The sequence below is a fragment of the Tabrizicola sp. T74 genome (assembly GCF_057219935.1).
This window is the reverse complement of the sequence record NZ_JBXVVT010000009.1, coordinates 43,562-59,028: the sequence shown is the minus strand read 5'-3', so window position 1 is coordinate 59,028 and position 15,467 is coordinate 43,562. Positions and strand designations below refer to the sequence as shown.

Sequence of the window (15,467 nt, the reverse complement as noted above, 5' to 3'; positions counted from 1 at the left end):
CTTCTTCGCGCTGTCGGGCGAGCTGGGCGTCGCCGATCTCGGCAGCACCACGGCGATCTCCAGCTCCGGTCAGGCGAACTTCAACGCGGTGCGGCTGGACCTGGGCGGGCGGGACGTGTTTTCCGCAGGCGACCGGATCAGCTTTGGCATCGCGATGCCGATCGCCGTGACCGCGGGCGCGGCCGAGATGCTGGTTCCGGTCCGCACAAGTGGCGGGGCCGAGGTCCGCTCCGTCGGGATCGACCTTGCGCCGCAGGAACGGCAGATGGACCTGTCGATCAGCTATGCCGTGCCGATGGGCAAGCAGTCGGAATTCCTGATGGAAGTGCTGCACGCGGAAAACTACGGCAACATCGCCGGCGCCAGCGACAGCGCGGCAGTGTTCGGGATGAAGTGGTCGTTCTAAGGCTGACCGGCGGGGCCTTCGGGCCCCGCCATCAGGCAAAAAGCTCGTGCGCCAGTTCCAGGGCGCTGTCCAGCGTGTCCACCAGCCGGTGCCACTCGGCCCTGGCTTCCTCGCTCAGGTGATCCGGACAGTCCGGTGTGCCCTCGGGCGGCTTCGGCTCGGCATGGTTCCAGGCGCGCTTGCCGCGGTTGCCTTCCGCCTGGCGCCAGGCCGTGGGCTTCTTCGGCGGACCGCTCATGGCAGCTGATCCCTGAGCACATTGAACACCCGCCGCACGGTGTAGCCCCGCAGGATCGAGATAGCCGTGAAGACCGAGGCCACGACCAGGTTCTCGGCATAGCCGAAGTCGTGACCCATTGCGGGGAACAGAAGCCGCTGCACCGCCACCGAGAGCACGAACCCGAGGAGCGTGCTGGTCAGGGTCTCGAAGAAGGAAGCGCTACGCGACTGACCAGCGGCCACCGGCCTTCTCCTTCCGGGCATCGAGGATGGACTTCTTCGCATTCTCCAGCATCTTCCCGTATTCCGCGAGGGCGTTCAGTTCCTCGTCGCTCAACTGGCTGAGGTCGATCTCGTCGATGGGGTCCTGCTTCACGGCGAGGTCGACGCTCTCGCGCCAGCCGCCCTGCGTCTTCAGGAAGAAGATCATCGCAGTCACGTTGCCCGCACGCGCCTTGGTGACGAGGCTCTGGGCCACAGCCCCGATGGCGCGGGCCTTCCCGCGTCTATAGCGTTCAGATAGGTCCTCGTCGCGGTTCAGGATCGCAAAGAAGGTCGTGCGGCCGATGCCGAGGAAGTCCGCGATCTGTTCGGCTGTCAGCACTGCCGACAGCGTCTCGACCTCCGCCCGCTGGGCATCGGTGAGGGTGGTGAGCGGACGGCCAGTCATGCTGCTGCCTCCGGAACGCGCGCAGCCCGCAATGCCGCAAAGGTCTCGCCCGTCGCCTCAAGCACCGCCTCCCGTCCCGTGAAGGCCTGCCAGCGCTCTAAGGCGACGTCGACGTAAGCCGGATCGAGTTCGACGGCATGGCAATGCCGCCCGCAGGTCTCGGCAGCGATGATGGAGGACCCCGATCCCGAGAAGGGCTCGTAGACCGCCTGGCCGGGGCTGGAGTTGTTCAGCATCGGGCGTCGCATGCACTCCACCGGCTTCTGCGTGCCATGCACCGTAGCGGTGTCCTGGTCGCGGCTCGGGATGGTCCAGAGCGTCGTCTGCTTCCGATCCCCCGACCAATGCCCTGTGGCCTTCTGACGGACCGCATACCAGCAGGGTTCGTGCTGCCAGTGGTAGTCGCCACGGGAGAGGACCAGCCGCTCCTTCGCCCAGATGATCTGGCTCCGGATCGCGAAGCCGCAGGCCACAAGGCTCTCGGCCACTGTCGTTGCATGCAGCGCCCCGTGCCAGACATAGGCCACGTCTCCGGGAAAGAGCGCCCAGGCCTCGCGCCAGTCGGCCCGGTGGTCATTCAGAACTTTGCCCACGCGCTTTGTCTTTGCGGCCCCCACCTCGTTGCGCCAGGCCGGGTCATACTCGACGCCATAGGGCGGATCGCTGACGAGGAGATGCGGCCGGACACCGTTCAGCACCTTCGCGACCGTCGCCGCATCCGTTGCGTCGCCGCAGATCAGCCGGTGGCTTCCAAGGACCCAGAGGTCGCCCGGCTGCGAGACCGGCAGGGCGGGGACCGGCGGGATGTCGTCCTCCCGCTCGTCGATCTCCCCCGACCGCAGCAGTACATCGAGTTCTGCGGCATCGAAGCCGAGGCTCAGGAGATCCACCGCCATGTCCTGCAGGTCACCCAGCTCCAGCGCGAGGAGCTCCCGGTCCCAGCCCGCCTGCTCCGCGAGCTTGTTGTCCGCGAGGATGTAGGCCCGCTTTTGCGCCTCGGTCAGGTGCGCGAGTTTGATCACCGGCACCTGCGTGAGCCCGAGCTTCCTCGCGGCCATTACCCGGCCATGCCCCGCGATGATGCCGTTCTCGCCGCCGACCAGGACCGGGTTCGTGAAGCCATACTCGCGGATCGACCCCGCGATCAGCGCGACCTGCGCGTCCGAGTGCGTCCGGGCGTTCCTTGCATAGGGGATCAGATCGCCGATCGGGCGGTAGTCGATTGCCAGCGTGCCGTCCATCTGCGCCTCCCCCCCCCGGTCCGCAACAAGCGGTGTCTCTCGTGGTGTTAGGGGGAGTATAGCGGAAGGCTAACGCGCTGATAAGAATGACATTATCCGAAGTGGACCGACATGGGGCGACATTCCAAGGGAGCGCGCGCGAAAGGCATGACCGCGGCAATTGAAATGCATCCCGGAAACTCCAGGTTGTTGACAAAAGGGATTCACATGGTGGTCTGATCGTGATTCAAGCTGGTATCCGCGATGGAGGCCAGCTTGGCACTAGATCTGGTGTCGGATGAGGAATGGGCGTTTCATGAGCCCTTTATCCTCGCCGTCCGCGCCCCGAACGGACGCAAACCCGTGAACCGTCGCCTTGTTCTGGATGGCATTTTCTAGATCGCGCGCATGGGGTCGCCGTGGCGTGACCTGCCCGAGGAGTTCGGCAAGTGGTCCAGCGTCTATCGCCAGTTCCGGCGTTGGACCCTAGCTGGGCTTTGGGAGCAGATCATGGACGCGCTGAACGAGAGCGGGCTGGTCCCGGATGCGCTCTAGATGATCGACAGCACCGTTGTCCGCGCCCATCATCAGGCAGCGGGCGCAAAAGGGGGACTCCGTAACAGGGTCTTGGCCGTTCGAGGGGTGGCTTCACGACCAAGATCCACCTCCGCGTCAACGGCGCAGGGCTCCCCATGAGGTCGAACAACACCCCGGGACAGACATCGGACTATCTGGGCTTCGATCTGGTCATGGACGACAACCTGCGCGAGCCGTCGGTCCTGCTGGCGGATCGCGGTTATGACTCTGACTAGGTTCGAGAAACCATGGAGGCGCGCAACGTCGTGCCAGTGATCCCTATGCGCAAGTCACGCAGGCTGCGCGTGGCCGTGGACCGCACCCTCTACCGGCTGCGCAACCTCGTCGAGCGAAGCTTCAACAAGCTGAAAAACGCCCGCCGTGTCGCCACCCGCTACGACAAGACTGCCGAGAGCTTCCTCGGCTTCATCGACATCACGTCAATCCGCCTATGGCTCCGCCATTTGTCAACATGACCTAGCTGTTCTACACCATGTAAAAACGCTGATCCACGCACAGATCGTGCGCCGCCTTAACGAAGCATTAAGAGAGTCGTTCCAATTTGACCCAATTCCGGTCATGAGGTTCCATTGATGCAGCAACGAGAAGAACTGGATTGGGTTGGAAACGTTCTGCGGGACGTTGTCACCTTCCTCGCCAAGAACGACATGTTGGACTCGGCGAGGATGCTAGCCATCGCCGCAGCGCACATCGAACACGACATGAAGAGGGAGAAGCCTCCGATTCCGCAGCCCAACATTACAAGGTCCGCAAATGTTGTGAGGTTCCCAAGCCAGAAGAGGCGGCTAATCTAGCGATCGGAAACGAGTACGCGCCAAAATCCGGCTCAAACGTTCTGGCTCCCTAGTATGCCCCTGAGTTTCGTTCACTCTATGTTCAGGCATTAACTGTGCGGTAACCCTGACCTGATCTGGTCGCTAGAGGTGCAACCAAAGGGCGAATCCATGAACTCAGAGCGGACCTACGACCGGAACCAAAATGACGATCTGTCTGCACTTCCGGCAAATGGCAGTATTACTGAGGTAGCGATTGGTCCGTCCAAGCTCTCAAAAGCTACCGTATCTGATCCGATCTATCAGAACGGCATACTTCGCTTTAGCGTGACCTCGCAAAGACGGTGTGCCTGACGCTCGTCATGGGTCAGCGATGGCGCTGAGGGTTAGTCCAGTTTCCAGTCTGTGAGCATACCTAGCACGGCTTCCAGCCGCGCCCTGACTTCACTTTCCAGTCCACCATTCCACCATGCGCGCTGCCGGGACCGACCACGTCCCTCCCGCCGGTAGGCGGCCGATTTCAGGGACATTTCCCTATAAGTATTCCGTATAGGGATTTGTCCCCGATATGCCCCTCGCTGGAAGGCTTTCTTCGCCTGCTCGACATTTGGGAACAAACTGGGATGCAGCGCTGCCGCATCTGCCTGACTATCCACCGCAAGACCCGCGAGCAGCATCTCTTGCATCACATCCGGAACCAAGCTTTCCCATGGAACCACACGATCACAGACCATCGGCAGTGCCTCGTCGGCCAGCACCTGGAATTCGAGTGAATTCGCTTCAGTCCGGTTGACCCCGTGACCCCGACCGATGGCCTGGATCGAAGAACCACCGGGGGCGGTCATGAACGCACAGACCAAACCCCTCGCCCGCAAGCTCCGCTGCGGTGTCTACACCCGGAAGTCAACCGAGGAAGGGCTGGAGCAGGAGTTCAACAGCCTCCACGCCCAGTGGGAAGCCTGCGAGGCCTACATCGCCAGCCAGCGCTCCGAGGGCTGGGTGCTGGTCCGGGATCAGTATGACGACGGCGGCGTGTCGGGCGGCACGCTGGAGCGCCCCGGCCTGAAGCGGTTGATGGCCGATATCGAGGACGGGTTGGTCGATGTGGTGGTGGTCTACAAGATCGACCGCCTCAGCCGCTCGCTGGCGGACTTCGCCAAGCTGGTCGAGGTGTTCGACCGGAATGGCGTGACCTTTGTCTCGGTGACGCAGTCGTTCAACACCACGACGTCCATGGGGCGACTGACGTTGAATATCCTTCTGTCCTTCGCCCAGTTCGAGCGGGAGGTGACGGCCGAGCGGATTCGCGACAAGGTCGCCGCCTCGCGGCGCAAGGGGATGTGGATGGGCGGGGTGCCGCCCTTCGGCTACTGGGTGGAGAACCGGAAGCTGCTGGTCGACGAGACCGCCGCTGAGCATGTGCGCTGGATCTTCGCCCGCTTCCTCGAGATCGGCTCCTGCACGCTGTTGGCGCGGGAGGTTGAGGCCAAAGGTCTGCGCACGTCCCGCGGCAACCGGATCGACAAGAAGTACCTCTACCGGATGCTGTCGAACCGGGCCTACATCGGCGAGGCGGTCCACAAGGGCGACAGCTACCCCGGCGAGCACGACGCGATCATCGACCGCGCACTCTGGGACAAGGTTCACCTGATCCTGAAGGAGAGCCCTCGTGCAAGGGGAACTCGCACGAGGGCCCAGACGCCTGCACTTCTCAAGGGCCTGGTCTTTGGCCCTGATGGTGCAGCCTTCTCGCCCACCCACACGCGGAAGGACGGTCGTCTGTATCGCTAATACGTTAGCCAGACTGTCTTGAAGTTCGGTAAAGGCGCGTGCCCGATCGGGCGGGTGCCCGCGGGTGATCTGGAAACTGCGGTGGTCCAGCAGCTGCGGGCGGTGTTCCGGCAGCCGGAGATCGTCGCAGGGACGTGGAAGGCGGCGCGGGCGCATGACGCCACCATCACCGAGGCCGACGCCCGCGCGGCCCTGCAGCAGCTCGACCCGCTGTGGGACGAACTCTTTCCCGCCGAGCAGGCACGGATCGTCGCGCTGCTGGTCGAGCGCGTGGACATCGGCACGGATGGGCTGAACGTCCGACTGCGCGTCGATGGTCTTGGCGGCCTAGCGAGAAAGCTGCTGGCAGATGGTCATGGCAAGGCAGCCTAGAAATGGGAAACGTTCACCATCAGCTAACCATTCTGAGGTCTACTCAACCTTGGCGCGAGTCGCCCAATAATGACATCAACTTGCTCCCAATCCCAGCAATGCTCACTTCACGACCGACGTACAAGACCGACCGAAACGCACAAACAGGCACCTACAAGCAGCAATCGAACAGTGAATGGTGGCCACGATGAAGGCCACCCCAAAGCGCACAGAGTATCCCGACACCATCTCCATCCTGATCCCATTCTGCCTTGCCAAACGCGGTGGTCGGAAGGAAATGCAGCTGCCCGAGGACGCACCTAGGCCGCACCGGACTGCACCAAATAACAAGGCGCTGGCGCGCGCGTTTCGATGGAAGCGGATGCTGGAAACGGGCGAGTTCGCCAACCCTGCCGCACTGTCCGAGCACGAAGGGATCGCGAGCTCCTATATGACCAGTGTCCTACGCCTCACGTTGCTTTCGCCTGAGAAGGTCGCGGCAATCCTAGGGAGAAAGCAGGAACGCAACATAACACTCCTACAAGTTCTGAAAGTCAGTTCTGTTGAGTGGGACCAACAAAGCTGGTAGACTGTATTCTTGCCACTTCTGCAATTAGATGAGACCGCATGATGCTATTTGAAAGAAGATACATGCCCGCGTGAGATTATTGGACGACCTCGCGCCCCAAGTGAATAGAAACAAGAGAGTAATTCGAGTACAATTACGGCGTCATTTATTCTGCTTTGGCTCTAACGATAGGTGACCAGTCGCTCGAAGCGTTCAGCCGGATAGTCTGAGAACGACGGTTGGGTGACGGTCGGGCGTTGGCCGATCTCCATCGCGGACATGAGGGCGTGGCAGTCAGCCTCTATGCGCCGAACCTCCGCAATCCGCCGCCGCAGAGCTGACACCTGCAAGTCGTCAGTGTCAGCCGTGGCAGATGCGAGTGCTCGGATTAGGTGGTTTGCGTGGTCAACGAACTGGTTCTCGGAGGTGTCTGTTTGGAATGTTATGATGCTGCCCACGCCCTGGAAGCTGTATACTCCACCAGTCACCCGGATTGCGGCGGATCGCGCCAAGTCACAGCTCCGCCGTGTACGTTCGACCGAGGTCCGCAATTCACCGATCAACTTGATCTGCTTGGACGTCGAACCCGATGCGAAGCTTAGGCACACAATCGCCAGTGAGGACCACACCAAGGTCAAGACAGTGTAATAGGTGTAGAGTTGCAGAGTATCCATGTCCATTAACCCGCAAGATCTATTTGTTTTTCGCTAGCTCCGAAAATCAGGCGCGTTTGGTAGGCGTAATCTCTAAGGTCACGGGGCACCTGCCCTCCCTCCATGACCATGGCTTGAATCGCTCTGGCACAGGCCAGGTGCAGGTTCTTGTCAGAAGTCTCTGTCGCATGGGCGCGGGCTATGCGGATGACTGACAGCGCGTCCCTTTGCCAAGCCTTCATTGTTCGCAATCTCCAAGTGGTCTGTGCCCCCCGAAGAAAACTGCATTTCAGTTAAAGTTTACTTAATTGGCCGCCTCAAGCAGGTGGAGGCCGCCGCCGGCCGCGTACGGCAGGTCCTTTCTGACTCCTACGGACGTTGGAAGCAGGAGCTGACGCGCTTCTTCCGCACAGGCAATCGCCAGGAGTTTGAAGGCTTCGGCAGTCGCGGCAAACCCGTTGTGCTCCGCTATCGCGGCGGCGACCAGGGCTTGGTTCTGGAGGTCTCTGGGATGCATGGGACACCTAAGATTCGATCAACTTTAGCCCACGTTATGCCGCGACGGTTAATCGGGGGTTAATCGATTCCATGTGGTGGACAATGAACCCTGCGTTAACGGATGCAACCTGCAGACCACTTCAACATCTTGCGGTTGACCCTCACTGGACTACCACAGTGTGCTCAAGAAAGAGTTTGGCAAGCTGCGTCTGGGCACGATGCTGAAGTCAAAGGATGCATTAGTGCTTAAGTTATCCACAGTCGTTAGAACGGAAAGTGTCGTCACTGGCGGGTGGCTATCGTTCTCCCAGGCTGCCTGCCACAGATTTGGCCAACCCATGCTGAGCGGTTCGTGATTCCAGGAAGCCGAGTGCCGCACGGAGACTGGTTGTCGCAAACGCATCAGTCTCATTCCAGAGCCCAAGAGCTTCTGCCCGGTGATTGTGCATACGTACCGTTCCGTAATCGACCAAGTCCTTCAACAAGAATGCGAGTGGCTCAGCTGGACGGTCCGCCATTTGAGTTTTCCGTAGCACTACCGCTCGCTGACTGTCCGCAGCGGACAGCTTGGAAACATCGACTGGTCGAAGGTCTACCAAGATGCCAAGGTGTTCTCCTGCTCCCGAGCCGGGAACGCCTATCTCGCGCGCGACGTCGACAATGACAGTGCCTGTGAATGGTTCCCTGTAGGTGACCACCAATAGGTGCCATTTCTCAATCAGCTTTAGTGAGTGCAAAGGATCAAACCCCAATGGCCACAGCGGGCTACTGAACTCACATCGAAGGCACTAGGCAACGGCCACCCAGAGCATTTATGAGGCTCACTCTACCATCGCCAAAGCGGAGGTACTCGCACCGATTGATCCGACGGGCATTTTCCCACCTAGACCATCAAGAGCAGCCCAGAAATCGTCTCCAGCGTATTGTTTGGTGCATTGAAGGGAACGATACCCGCCCCAAGTCCAATAAGAGAGGTGGCCTCAGAGGCGCACGTTCTGGCGATTTCTGCCCAGGTCTCTGCCGTGCCGGGGAAGCCATCGCGCTCAACCCGGCCTGGTGCTCCTTGGACTTGCCCGGAAAAAGTGGAGAGCACCAACTGAGGAACCAGGAGGTGTTCTATGGGAAACGGGAACAGACCGACGCCGGAGTTTCGGCGTGAAGCGGTGCGGCTGGCACTGACCAGCGGTCGGACGCGACGGGAGATCGCGGAGGATCTGGGCATCGGGCTGTCAACGCTGACGCGGTGGCTCGGGCAGGAACGGGATGGCAGGGAGCCGAGTGAGGTCCCGGTCGATCTGCATGCCGAGTTGAAGCGGTTGCGGCGAGAGAATGCGGTTCTGAAGCAGGAGCGCGACATTCAAAAAAAAGCCGCGGCCTTCTTCGCGAGGGAGGGAAGTCGGTGAAGTTCGCCTTCATCGATGCAGAGAAGGCCCGTTTCCCGATCAGCCGGATGTGCAGCGTCCTCGGGGTCAGCCAGAGCGGCTTCTTCGCCTGGCAGGAACGGCCAGCTTGCCTGCGCCAGCAACAGGACATGGTCTATCTGGCGCATATCCGGACGGCCTTCGCGCTGTCGAACGGGACCTATGGCAGCCCCCGAATGCACCGCGATCTCGTCGACGAGGGCCATGAGATCGGGCGGCATCGCACGGCACGCCTGATGCGCGAGAACCAGTTGATCGCGCGGCAGAAGCGACGGTTCAAGCGCACGACGGACAGTGAACATGCTTGGCCTGCCGCGCCCAATCTTGTGGCGCAGGACTTCACGGCGGATGGCCCGGACCGGAAGTGGGGGGCAGACATCTCCTACATCTGGACGGCAGAGGGTTGGCTCTACCTCGCCGTCGTGCTGGATATCTTCTCTCGGCGCGTCGTCGGTTGGGCCACGAGTGGTCGCCTGAAGCGCGATCTCGCGGTCGAAGCCCTGCGCCGTGCTCTGGTGGCTCGCAACCCTGCACCGGGGCTGGTCCACCATTCCGACCGCGGATCACAATACTGCTCGGTCGACTATCAGGCGCTGCTCCGCAGACGTGGCATCCTGATCTCTATGAGCGGGCGCGGAAACTGCTACGACAACTCGATGGTGGAAACCTTCTTCAAGACCATCAAGTCGGAGCTGATTTGGCCCGTCGCATGGCAGACGCGCGTCCAGGCAGAAAACGCCGTCGCCAGATACATCGACGGGTTCTACAACCCCGTCACGCGACATTCATCGCTCGGCTTCCAGAGCCCCATCGCCTTCGAACGAAAGGCCCGGGAAGTGAGCTAAACGCTCTCCACCAAAGCAGGGCAAGTCCACCTTCAGCACGCCGATGATCTGCTCTTCCGTGAACCTGCTGCGCTTCATGTCCGTCTCCCTCACTGGAGAACAGACTAACCTCAAAGTGCGGACGTTTCAGGGGAGCAGGTCAGGGAAGGCCGTGGCACGCCAAGAGTAGGTCGACAGCAATCCTACACTTCCGGTGTCACCTTGCCGCGCCGATCGGTCGAGTTCATGTCGACCTAGTGGCAGCATCGTGGTCTCCGCTCAGTCAGTTGGAGACAATCCGTTCACGAGTATCAGTGCCGTGGACGCGTATGCAGTTCTCGAGCATCGTCACTGTTGCAGGACTGGCTGCAATGGCGCGCCGGCGCACAGCGACTCGGGCAGAAGCCAGTCAGGAGCTTGATCGTGTGCCGCGTTTTCACTGACTACATCATGGGGCTACGGTTAGGTTCCATCCCAATATGTGCTAGGGGTGCTATTTTGTTCTCACGCAGGGCTCGGATCGACGTGGTTAACTGAACGTGGATTGTTGCCTCGTTTGACGCGCTTAACGCTCTGTTAAGGGGCGGGGCATAACGTTGTCTAAAGTTCATCGAATCTGAGGTCCAACATGCATCCGAGTGAGATGAAGAACTCCGCCCTCGTCGCCGCAGCCAGAGCTGAGCAGAATGGCTTTGTAGAGACGGCAAAAGCGTTCCTGCTGCTCGCTGATGTCTGCGCCGGGGACGCTCGAGAACTCGCGCATGACGTCCTTGGAGGTCGCACGGCTGAAGCTCAGAGAACTCCCAGAGGTAGAGTACGGCTATCTTTGGTATCGCATTAAGGGTGCGTTAACCAACCTCTGCTCTTCTCTGGGACATTGAGTTCCCGGAGTTTAAGCAAGATGAGTACCTGGCAGCAAGACGCCAATGACCTGTTTCGCGAAGCAAGAGCCCGAGCGACGGAAACCTCCAACATCGCACTGCACCAGGCCTGCGGCCGTGCCATTGAAGCGATGGTTGCAGAAGGAGGGCCCGTACCAGAAGACTTAAGGATCTATGCGCGCACGGTCCGTATCCTTCATGGAATCCCGACATCACGCGCCGTTTCAACGGTAGCCGATGCTTATGTGGGGCAATGAGATGCTCGAAGCTTTTCACATCCTCAATCACCTGTACTTTCTCACCCTTGTGGGCTCGCTGCTCTCGATGCTCACACTGCGGATTCTGACTGGATCTTCCACCCAGCAGATCAGTCTGAGCGCCGAGTACCGGACTGCTGCCGAGCGCGCGGCCCGGAACTGTCTCAATGCCCGGGCTGTGGCTTTGTCCCTGGAGAGTACCATCGCGAGGCGGCCTCAGACGGACCAGGACGGAACCATCGTCTCGATCCATGATCCGAGCCTACTGATACGACCGACGGTCGAAGAGGTCGATCAACTCATGCGCACTCTTTCAGCCCTGCCGAAGCGCTGCTCTGAAATGCGGGCTTTGCAGCTCCGCCGCAACCTTCGGAAACTTAAGCAGGTCGAGCGCGAGAGCGTGAAGCTGCTCGCCAGGCTTGAAACTGCCAATCGCTGGTGCGCGGTTTAAGCAAAGACGCCTGGCGTCATTGACCTTCAGATCAGTATCAAGAATGGCGGCAGCTTCGATTGACGTCAGATCGCCATTGACTCAGGCGCCTTGCCTGCCTCGATTGCAGCCGTAAACCAGCCGGGCTTCCGGCCCCGACCAGACCAGGTTACTTCCGGATTTTCTGGATGGCGGTACTTCGCCGCACCGGATCCTGCTCGGGCTTTACTGGCCTTTACGCCAGTCAGTTCTGCCAGGCTGAACCCAAGGGCCTTGGCATGCTCTTCCAGAGCACTGAGCGCCTCCACCTTCTTCCTGTTGCCGAAGTCAGCGATTGCCTTGGCAACATCCTTTTGCAGGGATTTCAGCTCGGCAAGGGAGAGCTTGTCGAGATCGATCGCAGCCATGTTGGTACCTCTTTCTTTGGTTGCGGGACGCTAGGGTCAGGGCCCATTGATCTTGCTGTTGCAGCATGATTCAGGCTCTGCGAGGAGACTGACCCATGAGCAACCTTTTCTGGTTTACGGAAGCCCAGATGGCTCGTCTTGGGCCCTTCTTTCCCAAGAGCCGTGGCAAGCCGCGCGTCGATGACCGTCGTGTGCTGAGCGGCAAAATCTTCATCAGTCGCGACAGCTTGCGGTGGCGCAACGCTCCTAGGGAGTATGGCCCCGCGAAGACGCTCTACACTCGCTGGAAGCAGTAGGGCGAGAAGGGCATCTTCGCCCGGATGATGCGCGGCCTCGCGTCCGAGGCGGCTGTCCTGAAGACTGTGATGATTGACGCGACTTACTTCAAGGCGCATCGCACGGCGAGCAGCCTGCGGTCGAAAAAGGGGGCGAAGGAGACCAAAGGAGGAGCGCGATCTGCCGAACCAAAGGGGGCATGAACACCAAGTTGCATACTGTCGTAGAAGCCGATGGCAGGCCGATCCGCTTCTTCATGACCGCAGGCCAGGTCAGTGACTACACGGGTGGCGCAGCCCTGCTGGGCAGCTAGCCAAAGGCGGACTGGCTGCTGTCGGACCGCGGCCATGACGCCGACTGGTTCAGAGAAGCTTTGAAAGACAAGGGGATAAAGCCCTGCATCCCAGGACGGAATTCGAGCGGCAAACCAATCAAACACTACAAGCGGCGCTACAAACGCCGAAACAGGATCGAGATCATGTTCGGGCGGTTGAAGGACTGGCGACTGATCGCTACCCGCTACGACCGATGCCCCAAGGTCTTCCTATCCGCCATAGCCCTTGCTGCCACCGTCATGTTCTGTCTATGAAACGAGAACGAATCCTAAGCCTAGATGGCTGCGTCACTCATCTAGAGCGGCGGCGAGCACATCGGAAGGGGGCGATAGGTCATACGCTTTCGTTGGAGAAGCGCCTCACTCGCAAGCCCGCTAAGATCCACCAGAAAGTGTATTCGGGCGGATTTACATCGCGGCAGGCAAGAACATTGCAACCACTGTACCCCTTTTGTCAGACTGAATTTCTAAACCTCCGCCCATTTGCATCGTGAAGCCCGAAACCATCGAAAGTCCAAGTCCCGACCCTTTACCTACCGCCTTTGTAGTGAAGAATGGATCTGCAACTCGGTCCACAACATCAGGTGGAATGCCCATTCCCGTGTCGGTAACTGCAAATTCAACATAGCTCCCTGCAGGTAGAAGCTGACCTGAAACACATTTCATGGGCTTAGCAACGAGCCGAGCGTTGGCAGATAGGGTGACCTGGCCAGTCTTGTCTATCGCATCTACGCTGTTCTTGATCAAATTTAACATCGCGGTCACAAAAAGTGCGTCGTCTACGACGACGGCCATCCTTTTGCTCGGCAACGAAACCACTAGTGAAATTGACTCTGGAACTAATGTCCTACACATAGTCTCAACAGATCTCAACAGATCGATGGCATCTAGAGCTCTTGGCGTACCTTCAGCCTGTCTCGCATACGTAAGCAACTGTCGAACTACTGTTGATCCACGCAGTGCGGCTGACTTCGCATCTTCCAGAAGTTCGGCCCGCACCTTCGCGTCTTCGACTTCATTGATCAGATCAAGGTTACCCATTATGACAGTAAGCAGGTTGTTGAAATCATGTGCAACACCCCCTGCGAGCTTGCCGATTGCTTCCAGCTTCTGCGCCTGGCCTGTCCGGACTGCAATCTCATCAGCCCGAATCCGCTGCTGTCGAACTATGATCGCTGCCTGCGTCACATAGAATACGAGTGTCAATGCCCCAAAGATCAGTCCCAGCCAAGCCAATGGGTTTTCGTAGCGGGCCAAGATTACCGCAACACCAACCCCTAGACAAACAGCCAAGACTGCAATCTGGAAGAGCATCATCTTGAGATACTCTTCGGCTCTTCTGACCACAAAGACGATGACGCCGGACATTATCGTGAAACCAGACACTGAAAGAACGTCGTCAGGCGACGTTATCATCAGGATCGGCATCCAAATGAAGCTTACCAACAATAGCGGGAAAATTAAGTGCGCTAGCATAACATCAGTCCGTGATGCGCACTTGAGTTTGGCTCGCAGAAATAGGAAGAAGGCAAGTTGAAGCGTTGCATAAACGCCCACCCATACCCAGGCAAGTATCCAGCCTGTATACAGCCATATTATGCACGCTCCGAGCAGGCTCCCAATCATGCGAAACCAGAATTCGCCCACGTCTCCATAGTCCAGGCGGTAAAGCCGCTCGATGTCTTTGTGGTTTTCGGAGGGCATTCTTTGTTTCGTATCGAAGTCCATGAAGAAGCCTTGGCAACCTCGCCCTTGATCAGTTGGAGTGAAACCCGTTACACGGTTTAAGGGCTGTTCGGACGGGTTCGGTGAACAGCAGACATTCATGATCTATCGAGAAACTGCGCTTCTGTGAACTTGTCGGTTTCGACAGGTGCCTGTCTTGGAAAGCGGAACAGAAACCAAGTTCTGGCGATTCAGTTCAGCGACGGGAAAGTACTCAGGTCGCTTGTTTGATGACCTCTAGCTGTCGGATTCCAAAAGCTTTTTGCGGTCACCCGAGTTCTCGTTGCTCCTCTTGGTTCGGTCGCTGCTGTTCGTGGGCCACTCACGACTGGTAAGTCCGGTTAGGGGGACTATCGGCGCGTTGTGCTCTGCTCGGAACTCCGCACAACGCAGTCTATGCAAGATCGTACGCCATGCGGATGTGGGGTTATGCAACCGGACAGTACTGTCCACCCCAGCGGTCATCGTGCAAGTAATCGCCTCACGTTCCCTACGCCCCACTTCCCACCTCGCCGCGTCATTAGCCCGCGCGCCGTCAGTTCCGCAGCGATTGCACGAAGCGACGTATGTCCCGCAGCCCGGATGTCTGCGAGCACCGGCGCCAGGTCAGCCGCAAAGGCTGCAGCATTCGCCGACACAGCCGCCCTGAGCGCCCTACCGCCCTTACCGGCCCGCCGCAGGCTCGCAGCCCCGTTGGGGTTCCCGAGCTTCACCCCACGCGCCTTGACGACTGCCAGTGCCTCCTTGGTCCTCCGGGAGATCGCCTCCCGCTCGGCTTGGGCGACCAGAGCCATTATCCCGACCGTCAGGTCGTTCGTCTCTGGCATGTCCACGGCCACGAACCGCACCCCACTGTCCCGCAGGGCGAGGAGGAACGCCGCGTCGCGCGAGAGCCGATCCTGCTTGACGATCACCAGCGTCGCCCCGGTGACCTTCGCGAGGTGCAGCGCCTTGGCCAGTTCCGGCCGGTCGGCCTTCCGCCAGCTCTCGACCTCGGTGAACCGCGCCAGGACCTCCGCCCCGCGCGACGCAGCGAAGTCCTCAATCACCTTGCGCTGCGCTTCGAGTCCAAGCCCGCTTGCTCCCTGCCGCGCCGTCGAGACCCGCTCGTATCCCACAAGACGTAGTCCTGCCGCCGTCTTGCCCCCCGTCCACACCTGCCTAAC

The 15,467-nt window shown here is 59.7% G+C and carries 12 protein-coding genes and 3 pseudogenes; 7 read left to right on the top strand and 8 right to left on the bottom strand.

The window, feature by feature from the left end; translation table 11 throughout:
- On the top strand, positions 1–406 hold a 406-nt coding region (locus tag AC2EAL_RS21050; protein ID WP_484726203.1), incomplete at its 5' end, for a hypothetical protein.
- A gap of 31 nt (positions 407–437) precedes the next feature.
- Here AC2EAL_RS21050 and AC2EAL_RS21045 read toward each other — a convergent pair.
- Genes AC2EAL_RS21045 through AC2EAL_RS21030 form a run of 4 tightly spaced genes read right to left on the bottom strand, consistent with a single transcriptional unit; the run spans position 438 to position 2,536 of the window.
- Positions 438–644: a hypothetical protein gene (locus tag AC2EAL_RS21045; protein WP_484726202.1), complete on the bottom strand. Its 207-nt coding sequence runs from the start codon at positions 642–644 to the stop codon at positions 438–440.
- A complete protein-coding gene (locus AC2EAL_RS21040; RefSeq protein ID WP_484726201.1) occupies positions 641–868 on the bottom strand; it encodes a DUF7220 family protein in 228 nt (75 codons plus the stop codon). Before AC2EAL_RS21040 ends, AC2EAL_RS21045 begins: the two co-directional genes overlap by 4 nt.
- A complete protein-coding gene (locus AC2EAL_RS21035) occupies positions 846–1,295 on the bottom strand; it encodes a hypothetical protein (RefSeq protein ID WP_484726200.1) in 450 nt (149 codons plus the stop codon). The genes AC2EAL_RS21040 and AC2EAL_RS21035 overlap by 23 nt, the downstream gene beginning before the upstream one ends.
- On the bottom strand, positions 1,292–2,536 hold the full coding sequence (locus tag AC2EAL_RS21030; protein ID WP_484726199.1) for a site-specific DNA-methyltransferase: 1,245 nt from the start codon (positions 2,534–2,536) through the stop codon (positions 1,292–1,294). The genes AC2EAL_RS21035 and AC2EAL_RS21030 overlap by 4 nt, the downstream gene beginning before the upstream one ends.
- Positions 2,537–2,779: 243 nt before the next feature.
- On the opposite strand from AC2EAL_RS21030, the pseudogene AC2EAL_RS21025 reads away from it, so the two are divergent.
- Positions 2,780–3,567 (top strand): annotated as a pseudogene (locus tag AC2EAL_RS21025) (IS5 family transposase).
- A gap of 704 nt (positions 3,568–4,271) precedes the next feature.
- On the opposite strand, the gene AC2EAL_RS21020 reads toward AC2EAL_RS21025, so the two are convergent.
- Positions 4,272–4,730, bottom strand: coding sequence for a hypothetical protein (locus AC2EAL_RS21020; RefSeq protein WP_484726198.1), 459 nt, complete (start codon positions 4,728–4,730; stop codon positions 4,272–4,274).
- On the opposite strand from AC2EAL_RS21020, the pseudogene AC2EAL_RS21015 reads away from it, so the two are divergent.
- The 4 genes and pseudogenes from AC2EAL_RS21015 to AC2EAL_RS21000 all read left to right on the top strand — a co-directional run bounded on the left by AC2EAL_RS21015 (position 4,729) and on the right by AC2EAL_RS21000 (position 11,580).
- Positions 4,729–6,048: pseudogene (locus AC2EAL_RS21015) on the top strand (recombinase family protein). The gene AC2EAL_RS21020 and the pseudogene AC2EAL_RS21015 sit on opposite strands and share 2 nt — an antisense overlap.
- 187 nt (positions 6,049–6,235) lie before the next feature.
- A complete protein-coding gene (locus tag AC2EAL_RS21010; RefSeq protein ID WP_484726197.1) occupies positions 6,236–6,616 on the top strand; it encodes a hypothetical protein in 381 nt (126 codons plus the stop codon).
- 2,248 nt (positions 6,617–8,864) lie between these two features.
- Positions 8,865–10,012, top strand: a protein-coding gene (locus AC2EAL_RS21005) for an IS3 family transposase (RefSeq protein WP_484726196.1) whose coding sequence is annotated in 2 segments (ribosomal slippage) — positions 8,865–9,131 and positions 9,134–10,012 — 1,146 coding nt in all. Because the reading frame shifts where the segments join, the coding sequence is not laid out codon by codon here.
- Between the two features lie 1,118 nt (positions 10,013–11,130).
- A complete protein-coding gene (locus AC2EAL_RS21000; RefSeq protein ID WP_484726195.1) occupies positions 11,131–11,580 on the top strand; it encodes a hypothetical protein in 450 nt (149 codons plus the stop codon).
- A 65-nt stretch (positions 11,581–11,645) separates the two neighbouring features.
- Here the strand turns inward: AC2EAL_RS21000 and AC2EAL_RS20995 are convergent, their stop codons facing one another.
- Positions 11,646–11,966, bottom strand: coding sequence for an H-NS histone family protein (locus AC2EAL_RS20995; protein ID WP_484726194.1), 321 nt, complete (start codon positions 11,964–11,966; stop codon positions 11,646–11,648).
- A gap of 95 nt (positions 11,967–12,061) precedes the next feature.
- Here AC2EAL_RS20995 and AC2EAL_RS20990 point away from each other — a divergent pair.
- Positions 12,062–12,831 (top strand): annotated as a pseudogene (locus AC2EAL_RS20990) (IS5 family transposase).
- Between the two features lie 153 nt (positions 12,832–12,984).
- Here the strand turns inward: AC2EAL_RS20990 and AC2EAL_RS20985 are convergent.
- On the bottom strand, positions 12,985–14,304 hold the full coding sequence (locus AC2EAL_RS20985; protein WP_484726193.1) for a sensor histidine kinase: 1,320 nt from the start codon (positions 14,302–14,304) through the stop codon (positions 12,985–12,987).
- Positions 14,305–14,762: 458 nt separating this feature from the next.
- Entirely contained in the window at positions 14,763–15,419 is a 657-nt protein-coding gene (locus AC2EAL_RS20980; RefSeq protein ID WP_484726192.1) for a recombinase family protein, read from the bottom strand.
- Positions 15,420–15,467: the final 48 nt, after the last annotated feature.

Coding starts and splice junctions, on each gene's coding strand:
- AC2EAL_RS21045 (WP_484726202.1), bottom strand. CDS start 644: ATGAGCGGTCCGCCGAAGAAGCCCACGGCCTGGCGCCAGGCGGAAGGC.
- AC2EAL_RS21035 (WP_484726200.1), bottom strand. CDS start 1,295: ATGACTGGCCGTCCGCTCACCACCCTCACCGATGCCCAGCGGGCGGAG.
- AC2EAL_RS21030 (WP_484726199.1), bottom strand. CDS start 2,536: ATGGACGGCACGCTGGCAATCGACTACCGCCCGATCGGCGATCTGATC.
- AC2EAL_RS21020 (WP_484726198.1), bottom strand. CDS start 4,730: ATGACCGCCCCCGGTGGTTCTTCGATCCAGGCCATCGGTCGGGGTCAC.
- AC2EAL_RS21010 (WP_484726197.1), top strand. CDS start 6,236: ATGAAGGCCACCCCAAAGCGCACAGAGTATCCCGACACCATCTCCATC.
- AC2EAL_RS21000 (WP_484726195.1), top strand. CDS start 11,131: ATGCTCGAAGCTTTTCACATCCTCAATCACCTGTACTTTCTCACCCTT.
- AC2EAL_RS20995 (WP_484726194.1), bottom strand. CDS start 11,966: ATGGCTGCGATCGATCTCGACAAGCTCTCCCTTGCCGAGCTGAAATCC.
- AC2EAL_RS20985 (WP_484726193.1), bottom strand. CDS start 14,304: ATGGACTTCGATACGAAACAAAGAATGCCCTCCGAAAACCACAAAGAC.